Here is a 19435-nt window from a genome sequence, read left to right as displayed (position 1 = left end):
GGATTGTTATAATCCTACGATACTCCTATTACTTCCGTGCATTAGTCAGAAGTGGCTAAGAAAATTCTAACCTCCGCGCGGAAAAATGAGAAAACTTTTCCTGCATCTTCTTTTATTCTTCACAAAATTCCTGGCACTGGCGCAAAATGTGGACTACACGACGCCACTGTACACAAACCAGACATTCACCAAAGTTGTAAATCCTGCTTTGCCGGTTGGAAGTGTAGCCGGGAGTGGCGGCGTATCGTCCGGCAGCGCAACTTATTCTGTTCCCATAGCGGTTCCGCCTGGCACAAATGGTGTCGTACCTGCGATCTCAATCGATTATAATTCAGGTCTTGGCAGCGGGCCGGTAGGCAATGGCTGGAACATTTCAGGGCTTTCGGTAATCAGCCGTGCTGGTCAGAATATCTATCACGATGGCCAGGTTACTACACTGGATTTCAGCGGCAAAGACCGGTTTGTATGGAATGGACAACGGTTGCTCGGCCTCGCCGGGACCTATGGCGCAAGCGGCGCTACTTACGCTACGGAAAGCGAGAATTTTGTAAGCATTACTTCCAATGGCATCAGCGGCGCGGGCCCTACCTGGTTCAAAGTGCTTACAAAAGATGGGGTTGAAATGGAATTTGGTAACACCACCGATTCCCGAATGATGGATGAAGCGAATGTCAATGTTGTATTCTGGCGTCTTAACAGGGTCAAAAATCCAGACGGAAATTATATTGATTTTAAATATTTAAATATAGATCGCGACGCGCGGATTGATGAAATTAATTATACCGGAAATTCAGTGACCGGTCTGCTGCCTTACAACAAGATCAAATTCGAATATAAAATCCGTGGGGATATTAATGGCCAATACATCGGCAACTCACTTATCGCCAGCAAATATTTATTAGATAAAATAACAATTACCGCCGACGGAAGTGCTTTCAAGACCTATCAATTCGGTTATAGCTGGGATAACATTAATTCTTTCCTGCGGGAGGTGACAGAGTCGGGTTCGGACGGTAGCAAGCTGAATTCGACCATTTTCAAATATGGCGAAATGCCTATTGCGTTTCAGGACGGACTGCTTGCTACCGGCGATCTCGACGCCAACGATTCTTATTTCGGAGATTTCAATGGAGACGGAAAAACCGATATAATGACCGCAAAGTCTGTTAATTCTGGCATTCCTTATGTCAATTATCACGAAAGTTTTCGGCTTCATCTTTCCCAACCAGGTACGTCCGAATTGACTAACGGACCGAAGGTGATGTTGCCAACGACTTACTCAATGATTAGGGAACAAAAGGTCCCAAACAATTATAATATCCTGGCGGGCGATTACACAGGCGATGGCCTGGATGATATTGTCAACCTGAAAGTTACCAATGCTGGTTCTTATAGCAAGCTTGACAGTGTGATCATTTATGAGACTTCCAATTCTGGTCAGTCACTAATTAAACATCTGCGCAGCATTCAGCCCAATTATTTCAAGATCCATGCGAAGGGAAATTATTTCTTCCCAGGGGATTTTGATGGAGATGGTATAACAGAGTACATCACAATACTCGGCAATGATCTTAATACCTACCTACCGTTTTTATGCACAAACTATATTCAGGGAGGCGCTTGCGGAAGCATCGGAATAAGCGGTGCAACAGATTTTCCAGTATCTGACTGGGCGAGTGCGGATAAGATTTATGTGTTGGATTTCAATGGCGATGGCAAGAGTGATCTGATGTTGATCAGAGACAATCTTTGCGAAATTTTCACGCTCGACGGAAACTCTGCACGGCAAATTTACACTTCCAATTTTCCAACCAAAGATCACCTCGTTTATTTCGGGGACTTCAATGGCGATCGGAAAACAGACTTATTAACAAGAGCTTCCCTCACGGATAATTCAGCCACCTGGACCAAGGCAATTTCGACCGGAGCCGTTTACATTCCGTCCACATTTACCTGGGTTCAGATTCCAGATATCACCAAAGAATATTACAAAAACCACCACGTCAATCTTGCCGATTTTAATGGAGATGGAAAAACGGACATTTATCACGGTAAAAATGACTTTAATTTACAAGCAGCCAAATTGAACGTCTATTACAGTCGTGGCTACGATTTTTTCAGCATCCAGAGTGATCTGGCAGATTACGTAAGTAGCTCTGATTCATACGCCACGGAAATGGATGGCGATGGAAAATCGGATATAATGAGCGTCAAATTCTACCAAGACCCATATCCGCTTTTCAAATTCAAACCCTCCGGAAAAGAAAACCTGCTGCACAAGGTCGCAAATGGCTTCGGGCATGTCTCTACCTGGTATTACAAAACATTCTCGGAAGGCGGCAGCTTTTATACGAAGGGTGCAAACTCAACTTATCCGCTCAACAGCGTCCAGTTGCCTTTGAATGCAGCTTTTCAATTCATTGTGCAAAATGGCATCGGCGGCGAGAATGTGACGCAATACAGTTATGAAGACGCACGGCTGCACCGGCCCGGCAAGGGTTTACTCGGTTTCAAAAAAATCATTGTGCAGGATAAAGTGAGCGGGATCCAGTCTGTCTCAGAAAATGAATTCAATGCAACTTATTACGCTTCATTTCCAAAAAAGACAGGGACTTACTGGACAGCCGGAAATGCGCTGATCAGCGAAACAACATTGACCAATGAAATCGTACAGCAAGGTGTGGCGGGTAGCAAGCGGTTTTTGTACAGGGTGAAAAGCATAGCGGAAAGCAATGTTTTTGAAGGGAGAACAGCCAGCACTGTAAATGACACTTTTGACAATTACGGCAACGTCACCCAGAGCACGGTCAACAATAACAATGTTGAAACGACTGTGACCAAAACGACATTCGGCGCTTACCCTGGCATTATTCCAAACAAACCAACTTCTGCCACAATCGCTACGACAAGAAGCGGACAATCGACATTTACTGCCACGACCACGATGGGGTACAATGCGCTAGGCCAGCTGATGTCAAAAACGGATTTTTCAGGTCTTCCAAAAAGCGTCTCTGCATCGTATGAGTATTTTCCACTGGGGAATCTCAAAAAAACGACCATCGCGCCGACCGGCTTACCGGCCCGATCGATTTCCGCAACTTATGATACCAAAGGCAGGTATCCCGAGTCAAATACGAATGAGCTGGGGCAGATCTCCTCAGCCACATTTGACCCTAAATGGGGTAAACCGCTGACATCGACAAGTATTGACGGGCTGGTTACTACATTCACCTATGATGCTTTTGGAAGATCACAATCCACGAAATACCCCGAAGGCTACACAGTTGGGCACTCTTACGGCTGGGATATTGCAAACGGCGCAATCTGGTTTGATCTGACAACCCATCCCGGAAAACCGGATGTAAAAACCTGGCACGATCTGCTGGGCCGGGAAATTAAATCACAAACCGAAGCCTTCCCATCGGGCTGGACCACCAGTACCCAGACTTATGACAACCGGGGTAATGTGGTTACTTCTACACAGCCTGTCAAATCCGGCGAACCTGTGCTGACAACCACCAATAGCTACGACGCCGGTGACCCCTTCAACCGGATCATTGGCACATCCAATGCATTGACCAGCTCGACCGTTTCCTACGCTTACGCTGGCGGGATACTGACGACAACCACCACTTCCTCGGGCCAAAGCACATCCCGTAAAACCGACGCTACCGGCAAAACAACAGGCGCAACGGATAACGGAGGCCAGTTGGAATATACCTATTACAGTCACGGCGGATTGAAAGAAGTCAAAAACGCAGGTATTGTCTTGACTTCCAGCGAGTACGACGCGCAGGGAATGCAAACCAAGTTGACCGACCTGAATGCCGGCGCTACCAGCTACGATTACAATGCATTGGGACAATTGGCATCACAGACCAACGCAAACGGAAAAACGCATACCATGCTCTACGATCTGCTAGGCAGAAATACCAGTCGCAGCGGGCCGGAGGGGACATCAACGTATGAATATTACCCGTCAGGAACCGGGGCGTCGGTTAACCAGCTGAAAAAAGTAACCGGCTTCGCAGGTACCCTGGACGAATATACTTATGATGCACTGGGCCGCTTACAGACGCTGAAACAAACTGTGGACGCATCGGCCTACACAACTACCTACGGATATAATGTGTATGGGGATATCACTTCGGTTTCCTATCCTTCCGGCTTTGGGACCAATCATGCTTATGATGCCAATGCCTATCCGACAACCATTAAGAACGCAAACAATGCTGTAACGCTCTACACCAATACGGGGATGAACGGATTAGGTCAAAATACCGCCTATACGCTCGGTAATGGTAAGTCTTCTACGATCAGTTACAATTATGGCATACCGACGCTATTTGCCACGGCCGGTATCCAAAACCTGGAACTCACCTGGGACTTTGCCAAAGGTAACCTTAGCAAGAGAAAGGATAACGTTAAAAACAAGGAGGAAACATTCGTCTACGACAACCTGGACAGGCTGCTCTCGGCCACTGTGACGGGCAAAGTTGCGCAGACTGTCACCTACCAGCCCTCTGGAAATATCAGTTCCAAAAGCGATGCAGGGCAGACTTTCAGCTATGATCAGACAAAGATAAATGCATTAACCGGTGTGATTTCCCCTACCACGGCCATCCCGATCCTGACCCAAGACATTACTTATACCGCCTTCAACCAGCCTGAAAAAATTACCGAAAACGGCTCAGGCCAGCCATACGAACTTACTTACACCTACGGCGCAGATTACCAGCGATTAAAAGGTGTCATGAAAAAGAACGCGGCGCTGATCAACACGCATTATTATTTTGCCAACAACTACGAAAAGGATGTGACGCCCGGCATTGCCGACAAGCATTTGCATTACATCCACGCACCCGCTGGCATGATCGCCATCGTGATCCGAGAAAACGGCGCCGATCAATATTACTACACCTACACCGACCACCTCGGCTCCCTGCTGACCATGACTGCCCAAAACGGCAGTGTCCTGCTCGACCAGAACTTCGACGCCTGGGGCCGCCTCCGTCATCCGACAAACTGGGATTACGTGAATGTACCCGCACCCACCAGCTACCTGTACCGCGGCTTTACCGGCCACGAGCATTTGACGAATTTTAATGTCATCAACATGAATGGGCGGTTGTATGACCCGGTCGTGGGGAGGGTTTTGAGTGTTGATAATTATGTGGCTGATCCGGGGAGTACGCAGGCTTATAACCGGTATTCGTATGCGAATAATAATCCGTTGGTATACACCGACCCGGATGGCGAGTGGGTTCACATTGTTATTGGAGCGGCGGTCGGTGGCGTTGTCAATTTGGGACTAAAAGCATTTCAAGGAAAAATACATAGCTTTAAAGATGGTGCTATTGCATTTGGGATTGGGGCAGCGGCGGGCGCTGTTACGGCAGCTACCGGTGGCGCGGCAACCTCGGCATTAGGACTGAGTGCCGCGAGTTTTACTGGTGGTGCAGTTGCGGGAGCCACAGGTGCAGCCACAGGAGGATTGATTCAGGGACTTGGAAATGCCGCCTATTTTCACGACAGTTACTCTGTTAAAGATTGGGCTATCGGCGTTGGTGTAGGAGGACTTGCCGGTGGCGTATTAGGTGGACTGGACGCAGCGGGCCATGGCAAAAACTTTTGGACCGGGGCACCAAAGGCATCTGGAGCCGGTTTGTTTTCGTTCAATAACGGATCTATGCTCACAAGCCAGGGACGGTCTCGTTCCCAAACCGGGCAATGGCAGAATGTTGGCGGCGGAGATTTGACATTTGTCAATGCTGAGTTGGGGGATGGGAGTATTGCGAACTCATTCGGGGGAGTGAAATCTGGGGAAGTTGTTGGTCAAGGTACACGCTTTGCTAAAGGGGGAACAGAGATTATTAACTTCGGTAAAACTGCCGCAGGGCACTTTTCCAATCCTGCTCGTAAGGTTCCAATACATATTTTAGACGACGTAATTAAGAATACAAAAGGTTTCGCAGATCCCGGTGGCTCTAACGCTCTAATGCATTATCAACAAATCTGGAAAAACGGAAAACCATATAACCTCGAAGTTCTTTATGACAAAGCGTCTAACTCAATTTGGCATTTTAAATACGACACAAGGGCTTTAGGCCCTTTATCACCAATCAAATAAAATCATGTTCGAGAAAAATGATAAACGAAGACTTTATTGGCTAATCGACCAATATCTTTTAGGCCAAATGACAGAAAGAGATTTCTGCGATGAATTTTATTATTCGTATAGCTTAGAAATAAGTGATAATGATTTAACAGAATTAGAAAAGAGAAACTTCTCAGAGCTTGACAAAATAGCGAGTCGATATTCCGAATTTGAGGAGGATCACAAATCATACCCGAAAGCTTTTTACACGGCCACGCAGCTTAAAGAAAAAATACAGGAGACCAAAGAAAAACTAAATATCTGTATTTGAAAAAATTCAATGGTAAAGGTGTAGCTCCCTGGATAAAGTGCTCGGCACGAGTGCGCTATGCCCAGATGCTCTTTATTTAAATATTATAAACAGTACGTTCCAGTAATTAACCAATCAACTTACGGAATTGGGGGAAGAAAAAAATAGATTGTATAGCCTTTAAGGCCGATTTAAGGAGGAAGAACGCATGATATTAAGAACACCGACATCGCAAGAAAAAAGACTTCTTGATCTATTGACAGAAAAGTCATTTATGAAAATATCCAAAAATTGAAAAGGCGAACTATTGGTATCTTCAATGGATAATGGTGGGATGGGAAGTATCTGAACTTATAATCGACACCCGTCCATATCCCTTCGAAATATACGCAGACGAGCAAGTAAAAAGAACATCTGTACATGACTAAAATATACGATAAAATATCTATACATCAATATTTTACAGGACACTTACTATTTCAATAGACAGCTAGAATAAATTCGATTTATTCAACTTCCCAAACCGTTAAATAATCCACTACCACCGATAAAAAATCGAATTCTTTAATTCGGATTTAGCTAGCTAACATTATCAAAAAATGATTAGGTAACAATTGTGAATATTAGCAATACAAATCGTGAATCTATGTTAACTAATAGGAATGTTGAATGGTTTAAAAAACAATGCATGCTATTTTTATCAGGTTACGACCTGGACCGAAGGTTCTATGAGAAAAGTGATTTCGGTTCACTCCATCAGGTCCTTTTCACTACCCCTCCGATGCAGGTAGAAATATGCTTCTGGGAATTAGGTTGGCTGGGTATTACTGTTAAAAATTATGAAAATAACGAGCAGATTTTACATATTCTTTTAGAGCCAAACCAAGAATTAGAAAAGGATAGTGCATTCAGAGAACTACGAGATTTACTGCAAATAAATACCTATAAATAGCACTTATGCTCACTTAAACGAGCTTGAGTAATATGCCCACAGAAAATATACTTAGAAGCAATAATTAGTTCACCACATTCAACTATCAGTAAAAAATGACAAAATATTTACTCTTGTCTTTCATCTTGTTCTGCTCAATTCGCTGTCTCGCACAAAACTTCGGAGATTCTACTATAACCATCCAGCGTCAACATCTTTACACGGTTCCTAAACCTGAAAATTTGAGTATTAAAGGGCAGATAGATGCCGGCAGATATTACAAGAGGTACAAAGGAGCCGCCGCGGGAACATTGGTTACAAGCCTCTTTTCACCTGTTATCGGCTTAGTCCCCGCAATTCTATGTGCATCAACCAGTCCAAAAATTGAAAACTTGGGATATCCGAATGAAGAACTCTTCAGACAGCCCGAGTACTTTAAAGCTTACACCAAAAAAGCGAAGAAAATTAAGCAGCGAAAGGTGTGGTCAAACTGGGGGATTGGGCTCGGTGTCAACCTGGTACTGATTGCACTGATAAGTACACGCTAGGGGTCTACCAAAAGCGAGCAGGAATAACAATTTAATTTGATCCTCACTATTCTTCATCCATGAAAAACTACATCCTGATTTTCTTCATCACATTCACCTTTCTAAACTGCAACGCACAAGCTCCCGAAAACCCAGTCCCTATCCCCGAAGGCTACGAATCATGTTGTGGCACGAAGCCGGTTACTTTTGAAGGAAATGGTACCCGCATTTATATTCCCAATGTATTTACGCCTAATGGCGATGGGATCAATGATATTTTTATGCCTTCAATTAATTCAGAGGTGCTGGCGCTGGTCAACCTGACGATCCTTACTCCCAATAAGGATACCCTGCTCTGGCGTGGGGTTACGTTTGTCGACGCTGAAAATCTGAGAGAAAATGCCTGGGATGGGATGCGTTATGACGGCAGCGTTTATAGTGGACCGTTCTTTTATGGTATGGAGGTCCAAAGTCGTGATCACCACATTTACGTCATTGAAGGTGAGGCTTGTGCAATCCCCTGCAAAAAGGAAATGGCTGTATTTAAAACAAAAGACGGTTGCTTTTATCCCGCGCAGGTCGGCAAGGACGGGGAGCTGGACAAGACCCGCAACAACTTGGAAAAGGAATGTTTCTAGAAAACTTAAATTTAAATATGAGATCGCTCTGCTGCCTATTCTTGCTATTAACTTATCCCAATTTTTCATTTTCGCAAGCCACAGCATTTTTTTACGATACTGCGGGTAACAGAATTAGACGTAATGCTGCACCCGATCTTACACCCACCCTTGAAATGGACGGGTTACTTTTTGCAGAAGAAGGTCTTCGGGATTTTATAGTCAATATTTTTGAAATTAATAATACTGAGACCTCAGGCTCGGTTATATTTCGTATTAGCAAACTTTCTTCTTTTCAAATTACCTATCCCCTAATAAACGGACTTTCGGGAGTTTCAGGCGGTGTTCAAAATCAAAACAACAACTGGGACTTCACTGAAAATGCAAATTTCATCATTGCCACTTCAAAACCTGGAATAAAGATAGCGCAGGGAGCCAGTGCAACTATCGGCTTCAGTATAAAACGGAAATCCGGGGTAGCAGCAGGAACGCTTCAAAACCTTTCAGTTACTATAATTGGCGGCTCCGGAGGCGATGTAAACCTTGAAAATAACCAGTCGATTGTGAAAATTGGAACACTTTAACTTAAATTTTCGGGTGGCTAAATCTGATAATTTTTGCCTACATTCTCGACAAGTCTGCTGTGGTAAATGTAGTTTTGATAAAAATGTAAAACTCCAAATATGATCAATATTTTTGGGTATCCGGATGGAAAGTGCGCCAGCTATGCCAGAATTCCTGATATGCATTAATTCGGCGCAGATCGTCACCAGTACCCGAAATGCGTTTTCCCAAAAGATTGTAAGCCATGTTTCCTGCAAAAAGTGAATCGTTTCGAATCGCGACCTTTTGATTGTTTTCTGGTTTTTCAAAGGCAAAAAAACTTTTGTTGTCTTTGGCAAGTACCAGCACCACGGGCACATTGCCCACCTGATCATTTACAGCCCGCTCTTTTTTCAATCGCTGCCAGTCGAATGCCTTGCTTTTGCCCTTGACCTGCACACCTACCACCCACGATTTGTCTTTCCATGAAGTAGTGTCTGTTTTTGTCAACTCCGATCTGCCAAGGCCGGTTTCGTAGCGGCTCATCGAGTCGTATTTGGCCTGGTATACCGGGTCGGGCTGCATGATTTTGCTGTCCGGATGTAGTTTCAGCCACTCGGCGAGGGAAGTTTGAGAACTTGGAAGTTCTGGTAACATTTTGCCTTTTAATGGTCCGGCAATCGCTTCTCCGTTTGCCTGCCGCCACCAGCTTCCGGTTTGCTCGTCTTCAAACATGGCATTAAAATGATCCATACCTACCAGTCGGAAAGTTTCCGGCCTGCGGTCTACGGTCGGCTCGAAAACCCGCCCGGTGCGGCAGACGGTGCAATAAGTCACCATGATCGGCATGCCGCCCAGGGTATCGCGCACCTGGTGGTGATAGCCAATAAATTGTATTGGGTAAGCCTTCGCTTCGCCGTTGATTTCCGTCCCGATCACCAGCCTTTCCAGGCCTACTTTATTTGCCGCCGAATCTTGCATAGAGACCACATTCGGCTGGTAAAACATCGTATCCGCCGCCATCTCGTAGTTGGTCGCGTAAATCAGTCCGACCGCAATCAGCGGAAAAAGTGCAGGTATCCACTTTCTTTTTCCGCTAAAAACAGAAAACGACCCGATGAGGATCAGCGCCCATAAAACGATCCTGAACTCCCATCGCCAAACATGCAGAAAATAAGCGGCATCAATGCTGTTCATCCGCTGGCTGCCCGGCATAGGCATGATAAAATACACCTTCGCGATTTCGTAAAGGATAATGCCGATAATTCCGAGGTAGAAGAGTTTTTTCATATATACAAATTTTACTGTCACACTGTGTAAAAAACAAAGAAACGGGTTCGCTATTGAGCAAACCCGTTTGCCTAATATATTAACCTATGATAATACGATAAAATGGATCATCTGCTTCTGGCAGTGATAATGAGCGCGATAACAAAAGGCAGCGTAAACACAAGCAATGCATTGCCAAAACCTCCCAGTACACTCACCAGTGATCCGATAAAAAATACTGCGGTGGCAGTAAAAAACCTTCCGACATTGAAACAAAAACCAGTTGCCGTGCCGCGGATCGAGATCGGGAACAACTCCGGAATGTAGCTCGACAAAGCGCCCTGACTGATCCCGAAGCCGAAAGCGAGCGCGGCAGTTTCTATATAAATAATGCTGGTAAAGCTGCTGTTGGTCAGGAAAAGGACAAAGCACATCACTACGCAAAGTGTGAATGTGCCGATCAAGGTTTTTTTCTTGCCAAAACGGTTGATAAAAATCCCTGAAAACACCCCGCCAATAATACCGCCCATACCGAGGAGGATCATGATGAGCCCACGCTCTTTCTGCCCGGCTTCGCCTTCCGCGAGCAATGTTTGCGCCCAGGTGGGCAGCCATGAGAAAATTCCCCACAAGCTGATCAGCACGCAGCCAAAAATCAATGCACCGGAAATCACATTAGGCCGGTTATTTTTATCAAAAAGGCTTTCTACGTCCCTGCTGACGGTTTTTGTGATCCGCCACTTGCCTGATTCTGGCGCCAGGAAAAGAATAAGTACGGCCGCAAGCACAGGAATCACCCCGATCCCGAATGCAGTGCGCCAATGTGAAAAGATTAAATTGAGGCTACCCGTCGTGACAATGCCGATCGGGAAACAAACTGCCAGGATTCCCAGCATGACGGCCCGGCTGCGTTCTTCCCAGATTTCGGAAATGTAAACCGTCGAGATCAGCAGTACACCGCCGACGCCCATTCCGGCGAAAAAACGCAGTGCCAGCAAAGAATACCAATCGGGGACCAATGTGATCAGCACGGTGCAAAGCCCGTAGAGCCCGGTGACCAGCGCGAGGGATTTTACCCGGCCGATGCGGTCGCTTACTACACCGAAGAGCAAGCCGCCGACCATCCAGCCGTACAGGTAAATCGCACTAACATACGCACCCATTTCTCCCAGCTGCGCCTGGCTCACGGCCTCCCCTCTTAGCTCAGGAATCGCTACCGGCAGGTACACCGACATCAATGTCGACACCGTGCCGCTGAGGATATAACTCACTGCGCACAAGCCAAATGCGAGCCATTTTCCAGAAATACTCTTTGCTTCCAAATCAATTACGTCCAGGGTCTGCATCATAATTTTATCTGAATAACTGATCAAAATTCAAGCTCACATAATACAATCCGCCCACTGCCGGCGAGCCGTATGCCTGCACAATGTATTTGTTGGCAATGTTGGACCCACCTACTTTCACCACCGTTTTCAGGCTTGGGATGCGGTAGCTTACCTGTGCGTCCAGCAAGTTGTAAGCCTTCACGCGGCCCGGACGCATTTCGGTGAATGTCCCGTACCAGTCGAAGGCGCTCTGCCAGTGCCACGCCACATTAAAGCCAAAATTCTCGGTCAGCTTTGCGTTGCCGAATGTTACGTTGGTCTTTGTTTTGGGTGTGTTGAAAGCCGGAATGTTGTTTGGATCTGCGTTTTTCAGATTGAATTCAATGAAAGTCGCATTCACGCCCAGCTTATAATTTTTTGGTAAAGAGTAAGTTAACCCCGCACTTACACCCTGGATCGAAACTTTGTCGGCAGCATTGGTATACAACTGGAATAGTTGTCTGTCTGCACCCAGAAGTTCCGCGGCTGCGGCAGGGTTAACGGATCCATCGGCTAATAAAATCGGTGAATTCGCTCTGGCCACCACGGTATTGATCATAAAATCCGTGTACTGGCTGTAATAATAGTTAATGTCAAAAAGCAGCTTCTTGGCAATCAGGCCTTTATAGCCGATTTCGTAGCTCTTTACTTTTTCAGATTTGATATAAGGCACATTCGACTTCACCAGCTTGTCTTTATTATTAGCGACGGCCTGCGGAAACGGTGTTCCTTTTTGCATATCCGCCCCGAAAGCACTGGCAAATTGCGAGAACGAGTTGATCGTCACCGAGTTTTCGTAGGCATTTAAACCCGCCGAGTTCACCGGCGCGCCGCCGAGGATGATGATTGGGCCTACATTCAGCTTAATGTACTGGTCGCCGATCGTTGGGTTACGAAAACCTGTTTGGTAAGAAACTCGGAAGTGATGATTTTCTGTTGGTGAAAAAACCGCGGAAGCACGTGGCGTAAAGCGGCCGTCAAAGTTTTCGTTTTTATCGTAGCGTCCTGATAATGTCAGTTTCAAAACATCTTTCCAGAATGATTTCGAAAGCTGGGCAAAAACGCCGTACTCGCTGTTAGTGAGGTTCTTATCCTTATCATCAAACAATGTTCCGCCTGTATTCAGATAGTATTTCCGATAATTCCCGCCCACCTGTAAATTCACAAATTTCAACGCGGAGCTAAAATCATACATTCCTTCCAAGTGGCGCAGGCTGCATTCGCTGAGGATACCTGCCCCGGATAGTCCGCGGGTCTGGATCAGCCGGTCCTTCGCAGCATTGAATTCTGAAGTGCCCGGCATGATCATGCCCTGATCGGCAAAAGCGCGGGCAGAATTAGGGTCTTTCAAGGTTACCCCGGTTACCGCACCATTATAGGCGGCTGCATATCTTTCAAACCAGGTCGCATCTGCCTTATCGGGCGTCACCGTATTTCCTGCCAGGTCTTTCACCCAGGTACGGTTGATCTGCTGACCAAGCGCGCGGGTGTTGTACGAGTTGGTCGAGTATTCATTATTAGTGTAGGCACGCACATAAAAGTTGCTGCCTTTCAGTTCAAGTTTGTGCTGCATGAACTTGAAATCGTTGATTACGAAGCGGTTACTACCCGTATACTGAGCGGTACCCTGGTTGAAATTCGCCTGGTAAATCACTTCCAGTTTGTCGGTAATGCGGTAATGCAGCGCCGCGCTCGATTTGAAACTGTAAACCCCGTAAGTGGCCAGGTCTTTTTCTTCGTAACCCGTACGCGACACGCGGCCAATGTTCGGAAGCGTCTGCGCTACCTCGTCGCCGTAAATGTTCAGCTGGTTTTTGCCGGGATTGTTCGGGCCGCGGTTTGCTTCGGGGGTATTTGGGTCAATGTCGGTGTAATCATTTGCATACCAGTCGGTTCCTCTCAAATAGGAAACATTGATTTTGAATGCAAATTTGTTGTTAAAAGCCTGTGCATAGCGGATTGCGAGGTCGTACATTGGTTTTGCGCCGAGACCGGTACCGTCGCCAATGTGATTTACGCCAAATTTTGTTTGCGCGCTCAATCCCTGGTATTCAAAAGGATTTTTCGTGCGGGTATTCAGCATTCCGTTAAAAGCAATCGGGCCGTAAAGCGCAGAAGCCGCGCCGGGGATGAGCTCCACGCTTTCCACGTCAATGTCGTGCGGACCAAAGAGGTTACCCATCGCAAAACCCAATCCGGAAGGCTGGTTGTCCACCCCATCCACGAGTTGTAAAAAGCGAGAGTTACCGGTACTGTTAAATCCGCGGGTGTTGATCTGCTTGTAAGTCAGGCTGCTGGTGACCATATCCAGCGATTTCATATTCACCAAACCATCGAAATAGTTGGCGGAAGGCGTCTGCTGCACCGCGCGTGAATCCATTTTTTCAATACTCACCGGAGAACGCAAAATGCTCTCTTCCATCCGGGAAGCCGTAATTACCACCTGATTCAGCTCCTCAATGGACTGTACCAGATTAATTCTCAAACTTTCCGAAGAAGCCACTTCCGTTTCCTGAGTCGCATAGCCGATCAGCGAAATAACAAGCGTCGCAGGGGTATTGGATTTTAATTCAAAGTATCCGTCGGCATTGGAAATCGCACCGGTATTTTTTCCTTTTACTTTAATAGAAGCGCCTGAAATGGGTTTTTGTGACTCACTGTCAAAAATGTTACCCGAAATTTTAGTCGACTGAGCCAGGGCGTTTTGGAGGAAAAACACGCAAAGCAAAATGCACAGAAGAGGTAAATGTTTTTTCATATAAATGTCTTTTCGAATCTCAGGAAGGTTGAACTTGTGTTTTTAAATGGTCGTAACCGTTGGGTAATCTGTTGTATCCGTGCTCTTTAAGCCGCTGTCCCAAACCTGTGTAAAAGGCAGGGTCCGATGGCGCGACGGTCGCCATTCCATCTACATAGCGGTTGTACAGGCAAAACAAGGCGGCGATCAGCACGGTATCGTGGATTTCAATGTCAGTAGCGCCGCGCTCTTTCGCCAGCGCGATCGCATCGGCGGTAACCGCTTTTCCGCTCACTTGCACCTGCTTCGCGATTTTCAGCAAAGCCTTCATTTTCTCGCTCACCGGCGCAGCGTCAATATCCTGCTTCATAATTTCGCAGGTTTCATGCTCGCCCAAAAGCACATCCGCCGCAGCCGTATGCGCCGCCGTGCAAAACTTACACTCATTATTATGCGACACAATCGTCGCAATCAGCTCACGCTCAGCCGCCGTCAAAGTCGACTCACCGCGCAACAAAGTCTGCGTCAAAATCCGTATCGGATGCGCAGTAACCTGGCTATATTCCAGCAAACCAGTAATTCCCGGCAAATGGTCCGGAAGGGGGATATAAGGCATGGTACTTGAAGTTGAAATTTGTAAATGGGTCAGGTGTGGTCAGGGATTGTCAGGTGTGGTCAGGTTTTGTCATTTGTTGTCATTGGGTCATTTGTTGTCATTGATTGTTTTTACAATACCTGACAACAAATGACTATAAATGACAATAAATGACAACCAATGACTATTACTCCCTACAGGTCTGCCTCAGCATACCTCACATACCCCGTAAACGCCATCCGCTGTCCCATTTCCCTATACGCCTCATTTTCCTGAGGTGCCCAGGTGCCCAGGCCGTCAACGTAGCGGTTGAACATGCAGAAGGTGGCGGCGATCAAGACGGCGTCGTGGATTTCGCGGTCGGTGGCGCCTTGTTCGCGGGCGGCTTCGATGTCGCTTTCTTTTACTTCTTTGCCGCTTTTCTGTACTTTGCCGGCAATGTTCAGCAGCGCACGAAGCTTAGGAGAAATCTCGATCTGGTTGAAACCCTGCTTAATGTCATCGATCAGGCTGAGGTCGCATTCCAGGTGCGCCATCGCCGCGGAAGCGTGCGAAGTGTGGCAGAAATGACAGTTGTTGAGGTAAGAAACATGGGCGGCAATCAGTTCGCGCTCGCCGCTTGTCAGGGACGATTCGCCCCGCAGCAATGTTTCGGCAATCAGTTGAAGTGCTCCGGTTGTTTCGGGGCGGAAGTTGAATAGTCCTACGATGCCGGGAAGCGATTCGTCGGGTAAGGTAATATGTGCCATTTGGAAGAAATCTGTTTTAGGTAAATCAGTTTCTCTCCTGCTGCTGCGACATTTTGTTGTTTTTGAAATAACCCAAAAACACTGTGAATGCATGCAACTCAACCACGCGTAAACGTGATTTTCTCAGGAGCAAAAAAAGGAAATACTAAGCCAGATCGGGTGGTGGGGATGGGATTTTAAAATGCTGCTCAGATAATGGAGAAGGAGCAACATATTGGAAAGAATGGTTAGCAGCTGCGGTCCATTCAAGCACGTAGAAGGTATGCTTGCGGCCGAGGCTCATGTATTCTTTCAGGAAATTCTTTAAAATATGCGAATGCTGGCCTTTTTGAGACTCTGCCGACTGGCCGGTCACCTGGTCATTCACTTTGGAAACCAGCTCGGTAAAACGATCCCTGGCATTCTGGTCCACCTCGCATTGCACATACAAGGTATCATTGATAAGCTGCTGGCTCTTCATCTGGTAAAACTGCCCTTCATGCTCGATCTGTCCGGTGACAGGCTCAGGGGCATCCCAGTTGTTCTGATAAGGTACTGCTACCGGTACTTTGATAATAATGTCAGCAGAACCAGCAGTTTGTTGTACAAAATCTTTTCCTTTTTCGCTTACAACAAGCCTTTCTTCCGACAGGTAGACCAGCGAGTAGCCCACCATGTTGTAAAGCAAAAGCCCCAAAAGCAATATGGATAAAATCCTGCGCAATGCTTAAATATTGAAATTTTATAGAGATTCTGGCAAATGTAAAAAAACCTTTTGAACGTTTCGCAGCTTTTCGCCCTATTTTTGTTTACAATTTATAGAAAATACCTAAATAATATTGGGATATGCCTTTTGTAAACTTCAATACCAAAAAAGTTGTCAAAATCTGGGACGGGATTTATGGGACACTTGCGCATTCGGAAAACCAGACTTTCGGACACTTTACCATTGATCACGGCACGGTGCTGCCCGAGCACAGCCACTTTCACGAACAATGGTGCCATATCCTGGAAGGTGAAATTGAGTTTACCGTAGCCGGCGAGAAAATGCTGCTGACCACCGGCATGTCGGCTTACATTCCGCCGCACGCGCCGCATTCCGCGGTAGCCATTACAGCCTGCAAGGTCATCGATTGTTTTACGCCGCCGCGGGAGGATTTTATTGAGCTAGAAAAGAATACCTTATAATTTCACTTCGGTATTTCCGCCTTTTTCCATGGAGATGTCTACCGGCACATTGGTTTTCCAGGCGCCGCGGGTGAAATCCGGCACGTCGATGGAATTGGAGCGGTGCGCCACCGACCACTCGCTAAGCGGCGAGATTGAGCTCCACAATGCGGCGTCATATACATCCTGGTCGAGCGGGAGGCCGTTTCGGAGGCAGTCGATGGTGCGCCAGTCCATCAGGAAATCCATGCCGCCGTGCCCGCCTACCTTCTTCGCCATCTCCCCGATTTTCTTCACAATCGGGGGCGTATACTTGGCTTCAATTTCTTTGTAAGCCTCCGGCGAAAGCCACTCGTGACCCTGCGAGTACCGCGCCGGCTCCGGATATTTTAATGCTGATCCTTTCGTGCCGCTGATCATTTGTATCCTTGAATAAGGCCTCGGCGAGGCAATATCAAACTGGACCATAATCGTTTTGCCCTTCTTCGTTTTAATGGTCGATGTGTTCATCATACCGTTATAAGGCTTGTTGACAAAAGGCTTGAAAAAGTCATCCTTCGCTGCCAGATTCTTCGCAGTTTCATTCATGATAAAATCATTGGACGACATCGAAACGAGGTAATCCATAGCGTCACCACGGTTAATGTTCATCACCTGACAAATCGGGCCGAGGCCGTGGGTCGGGTAGAGATTTCCGGTGCGCTGGGAAATTTCTTTCAGCTCCCACATTTGGTAAAACCGCTTTTTGTCAAACACATACTCCTGTAAATTGTGAATGTAAGCGCCCTCGCCGTGCACGATCTCTCCGAAAAACCCCTGCCGCGCCATGTTCAATGTCAGCAGCTCCGAGAAATCGTAGCAGCAATTTTCGGTCATCATGCAATGCTTTTTGGTCTTCTCCGAAGTTTCCACCAGCTGCCAGCATTCTTCAATTGTCTTCGCTGCGGGTACTTCCACGCATACATGTTTTCCGTGATTCATGGAAAAAACCGCCATCGGCGTGTGCAGCGCCCAGGGCGTCACAATGTAAATCAGGTCAAGGTCAAGTTCGCAAAGCTTTTTCCAGGCATCCGGACTGGTATGAAACCCCTGCGGTTTGTGGCCGGTCGCTTCCGTCATTTTGGTCGCCTCGGCCACTTTTTCTGGACGGAGATCACACAATGCTTTGATCTCCACGCCCGCAATTTTATTCATCCGCTCCACCGCCGCCATGCCCCGGTTACCCAAACCGATAAACCCTATACGTACAGTTGGCAGCTTGGGAGCCGCATAGTTGCACATATTGAATTGTTGTGCCGACGACTGCGCTCGTAGTCCCGACCCGACGTTTTCAGTTCGAGCACTGCCGCCAAAAGCCGACAAGCTGCTGCCCGAAGCCAGCCCGAGGCCGGTCAGTTTGATAAAATCCCTGCGATCCTGCTTCATAACTTAATGTAGTGCGCCTGCCGGCTCATTCGAAATCGACTCTGTAAGAAAAGCGGGGTGGTACCCGTTGTCGTCCGCCCATTTTACCGCCGTAAGGATTCGCTCGCGGTAGTCGGGTTCGTAGTTTTCGTAAAATGGATAAAAATATTGCTCGTGCACCAGCAAATCCAGGAAAGGCGGTTTGGTACCCGCTTTTTTGTGACTGCTCAAATGTGCCGCAATGTGGTTCAGATCCGTTTTGTCAATCACAATACTGGCGCGGATAAATGTGATATCCTGATCGGTATCCCGCCAGACAAACCGCTTTTTCAGGTTACGCCGCTGCTCCACGGTCAGGTAGTAAGAGGCCGAATATTGGTCATCATCCACATTAAAATAGCCTAGCTGACCGGTATAACCCGCGTCGCGCATCGCCCTGGAACCTTCCGCGGTCGCTTCGCCCCAATGTATCGTCGTCACAGAGCCCATCACTTCCTCGCCCGCAAACCGGCGGATTTCGCCCATGATCAGGTCGCAATCTCTTTTTACTTCGTCATAACCCGCGTCAATGTATGGTTTGTCGGGAAACTCGCCGAGCGCGTGGAAGCTTAACCGCAGCCAGTTTGCATTGTCTTTCCATTCATTTTTATACTGATCGGTAAATTCAGAAAGATTGAAGCCGTCGGTCTGATAAAAAAGGTTCAGGTGGATTTTGGTACCATACTGAATGTTAACCTCTCTCAAAAAACCCAAAAACGGATTTTCAAAAAGCGACTGGTACACATCCTTATTTTGCTGGATATCACGTAAAAACCAAATGTTATCGTCAATGGAAAGCCGGTAACCACCCGCGAAATTTTTCAGCCAGTAGGCTTTTGCGCTCGCTTTCTCGCCTGTCGTGACATTCTCCGCAGTTAATGTATTTTCAAAATCAGTGAGCTGGATTTCCGCTTCGAAAAAGTTGTCTTTTTCAATCGCTTTAATACCATTAACAAAGATTTCTGAACCCGCCGGCGCGGCTATCTTGGCGGTTGACTTTAAATGATTGTCCGTGACAATTCCGTCCGGGACGCGACCGTCCCAAGTGTGCAGCATATCGCCTTCCACCGGGAATATAAAGTGGATCTGATTTTCTTTCATGAT

General features: G+C 46.9%; 15 protein-coding genes. 7 read left to right on the top strand and 8 right to left on the bottom strand.

Features of this window, described 5'->3' with window-relative positions:
- Positions 1-85 precede the first annotated feature (85 nt).
- From FEN17_RS20400 to FEN17_RS20375, 6 genes are all read left to right on the top strand, one after another.
- Positions 86-6130 (top strand): FG-GAP-like repeat-containing protein, encoded by a 6045-nt coding sequence (locus tag FEN17_RS20400; RefSeq protein ID WP_138367242.1) that lies wholly within the window; start codon positions 86-88, stop codon positions 6128-6130.
- 4 nt (positions 6131-6134) lie between these two features.
- The gene (locus FEN17_RS20395) at positions 6135-6428 is read left to right on the top strand and encodes a magnesium and cobalt transport protein CorA (protein ID WP_138367241.1); all 294 of its coding nucleotides are present in this window, start codon (positions 6135-6137) and stop codon (positions 6426-6428) included.
- Positions 6429-7188: 760 nt separating this feature from the next.
- Positions 7189-7359 (top strand): hypothetical protein, encoded by a 171-nt coding sequence (locus FEN17_RS27530; protein ID WP_205748180.1) that lies wholly within the window; start codon positions 7189-7191, stop codon positions 7357-7359.
- A 95-nt stretch (positions 7360-7454) separates the two neighbouring features.
- Complete coding sequence (locus FEN17_RS20385; RefSeq protein ID WP_138367239.1) at positions 7455-7886, top strand: hypothetical protein; 432 nt, start codon at positions 7455-7457, stop codon at positions 7884-7886.
- Positions 7887-7945: 59 nt separating this feature from the next.
- On the top strand, positions 7946-8503 hold the full coding sequence (locus FEN17_RS20380; protein WP_138367238.1) for a T9SS type B sorting domain-containing protein: 558 nt from the start codon (positions 7946-7948) through the stop codon (positions 8501-8503).
- The gene (locus FEN17_RS20375; RefSeq protein WP_138367237.1) at positions 8494-9066 is read left to right on the top strand and encodes a hypothetical protein; all 573 of its coding nucleotides are present in this window, start codon (positions 8494-8496) and stop codon (positions 9064-9066) included. Before FEN17_RS20380 ends, FEN17_RS20375 begins: the two co-directional genes overlap by 10 nt.
- Positions 9067-9169: 103 nt before the next feature.
- Here the strand turns inward: FEN17_RS20375 and FEN17_RS20370 are convergent, their stop codons facing one another.
- The 6 genes from FEN17_RS20370 to FEN17_RS20345 form a co-directional block, all read right to left on the bottom strand.
- On the bottom strand, positions 9170-10315 hold the full coding sequence (locus tag FEN17_RS20370) for a DUF3179 domain-containing (seleno)protein (RefSeq protein WP_138367236.1): 1146 nt from the start codon (positions 10313-10315) through the stop codon (positions 9170-9172).
- A gap of 107 nt (positions 10316-10422) precedes the next feature.
- Positions 10423-11643 carry an MFS transporter gene (locus tag FEN17_RS20365; protein WP_229208918.1) on the bottom strand — a complete coding sequence of 407 codons (1221 nt, stop codon included), beginning with the start codon at positions 11641-11643 and terminating at the stop codon, positions 10423-10425.
- A 4-nt stretch (positions 11644-11647) separates the two neighbouring features.
- The gene (locus FEN17_RS20360; protein WP_138367235.1) at positions 11648-14419 is read right to left on the bottom strand and encodes a TonB-dependent receptor; all 2772 of its coding nucleotides are present in this window, start codon (positions 14417-14419) and stop codon (positions 11648-11650) included.
- Positions 14420-14438: 19 nt separating this feature from the next.
- On the bottom strand, positions 14439-15014 hold the full coding sequence (locus tag FEN17_RS20355; RefSeq protein WP_138367234.1) for a carboxymuconolactone decarboxylase family protein: 576 nt from the start codon (positions 15012-15014) through the stop codon (positions 14439-14441).
- A 173-nt stretch (positions 15015-15187) separates the two neighbouring features.
- Positions 15188-15742, bottom strand: a complete 555-nt coding sequence (locus FEN17_RS20350) for a carboxymuconolactone decarboxylase family protein (RefSeq protein ID WP_138367233.1) — start codon at positions 15740-15742, stop codon at positions 15188-15190.
- Between the two features lie 145 nt (positions 15743-15887).
- Positions 15888-16445, bottom strand: a complete 558-nt coding sequence (locus FEN17_RS20345; RefSeq protein ID WP_138367232.1) for a hypothetical protein — start codon at positions 16443-16445, stop codon at positions 15888-15890.
- Between the two features lie 122 nt (positions 16446-16567).
- Here FEN17_RS20345 and FEN17_RS20340 point away from each other — a divergent pair, with 122 nt between their 5' ends.
- On the top strand, positions 16568-16909 hold the full coding sequence (locus FEN17_RS20340) for a cupin domain-containing protein (protein ID WP_138367231.1): 342 nt from the start codon (positions 16568-16570) through the stop codon (positions 16907-16909).
- Here the strand turns inward: FEN17_RS20340 and FEN17_RS20335 are convergent.
- Both FEN17_RS20335 and FEN17_RS20330 read right to left on the bottom strand, forming a co-directional pair.
- Entirely contained in the window at positions 16904-18313 is a 1410-nt protein-coding gene (locus tag FEN17_RS20335) for a Gfo/Idh/MocA family protein (protein ID WP_138367230.1), read from the bottom strand. The genes FEN17_RS20340 and FEN17_RS20335 overlap by 6 nt on opposite strands.
- Positions 18314-18316: 3 nt before the next feature.
- Positions 18317-19432, bottom strand: coding sequence for a hypothetical protein (locus FEN17_RS20330; RefSeq protein WP_138367229.1), 1116 nt, complete (start codon positions 19430-19432; stop codon positions 18317-18319).
- Positions 19433-19435 lie beyond the last annotated feature (3 nt).

This window comes from Dyadobacter luticola (assembly GCF_005860805.1).
In the GTDB taxonomy this organism is placed as follows: Bacteria; Bacteroidota; Bacteroidia; order Cytophagales; family Spirosomataceae; genus Dyadobacter; species Dyadobacter luticola.
Note: the sequence above shows the minus strand (reverse complement) of the source record. Positions and strands in the feature narration are given on the sequence as shown.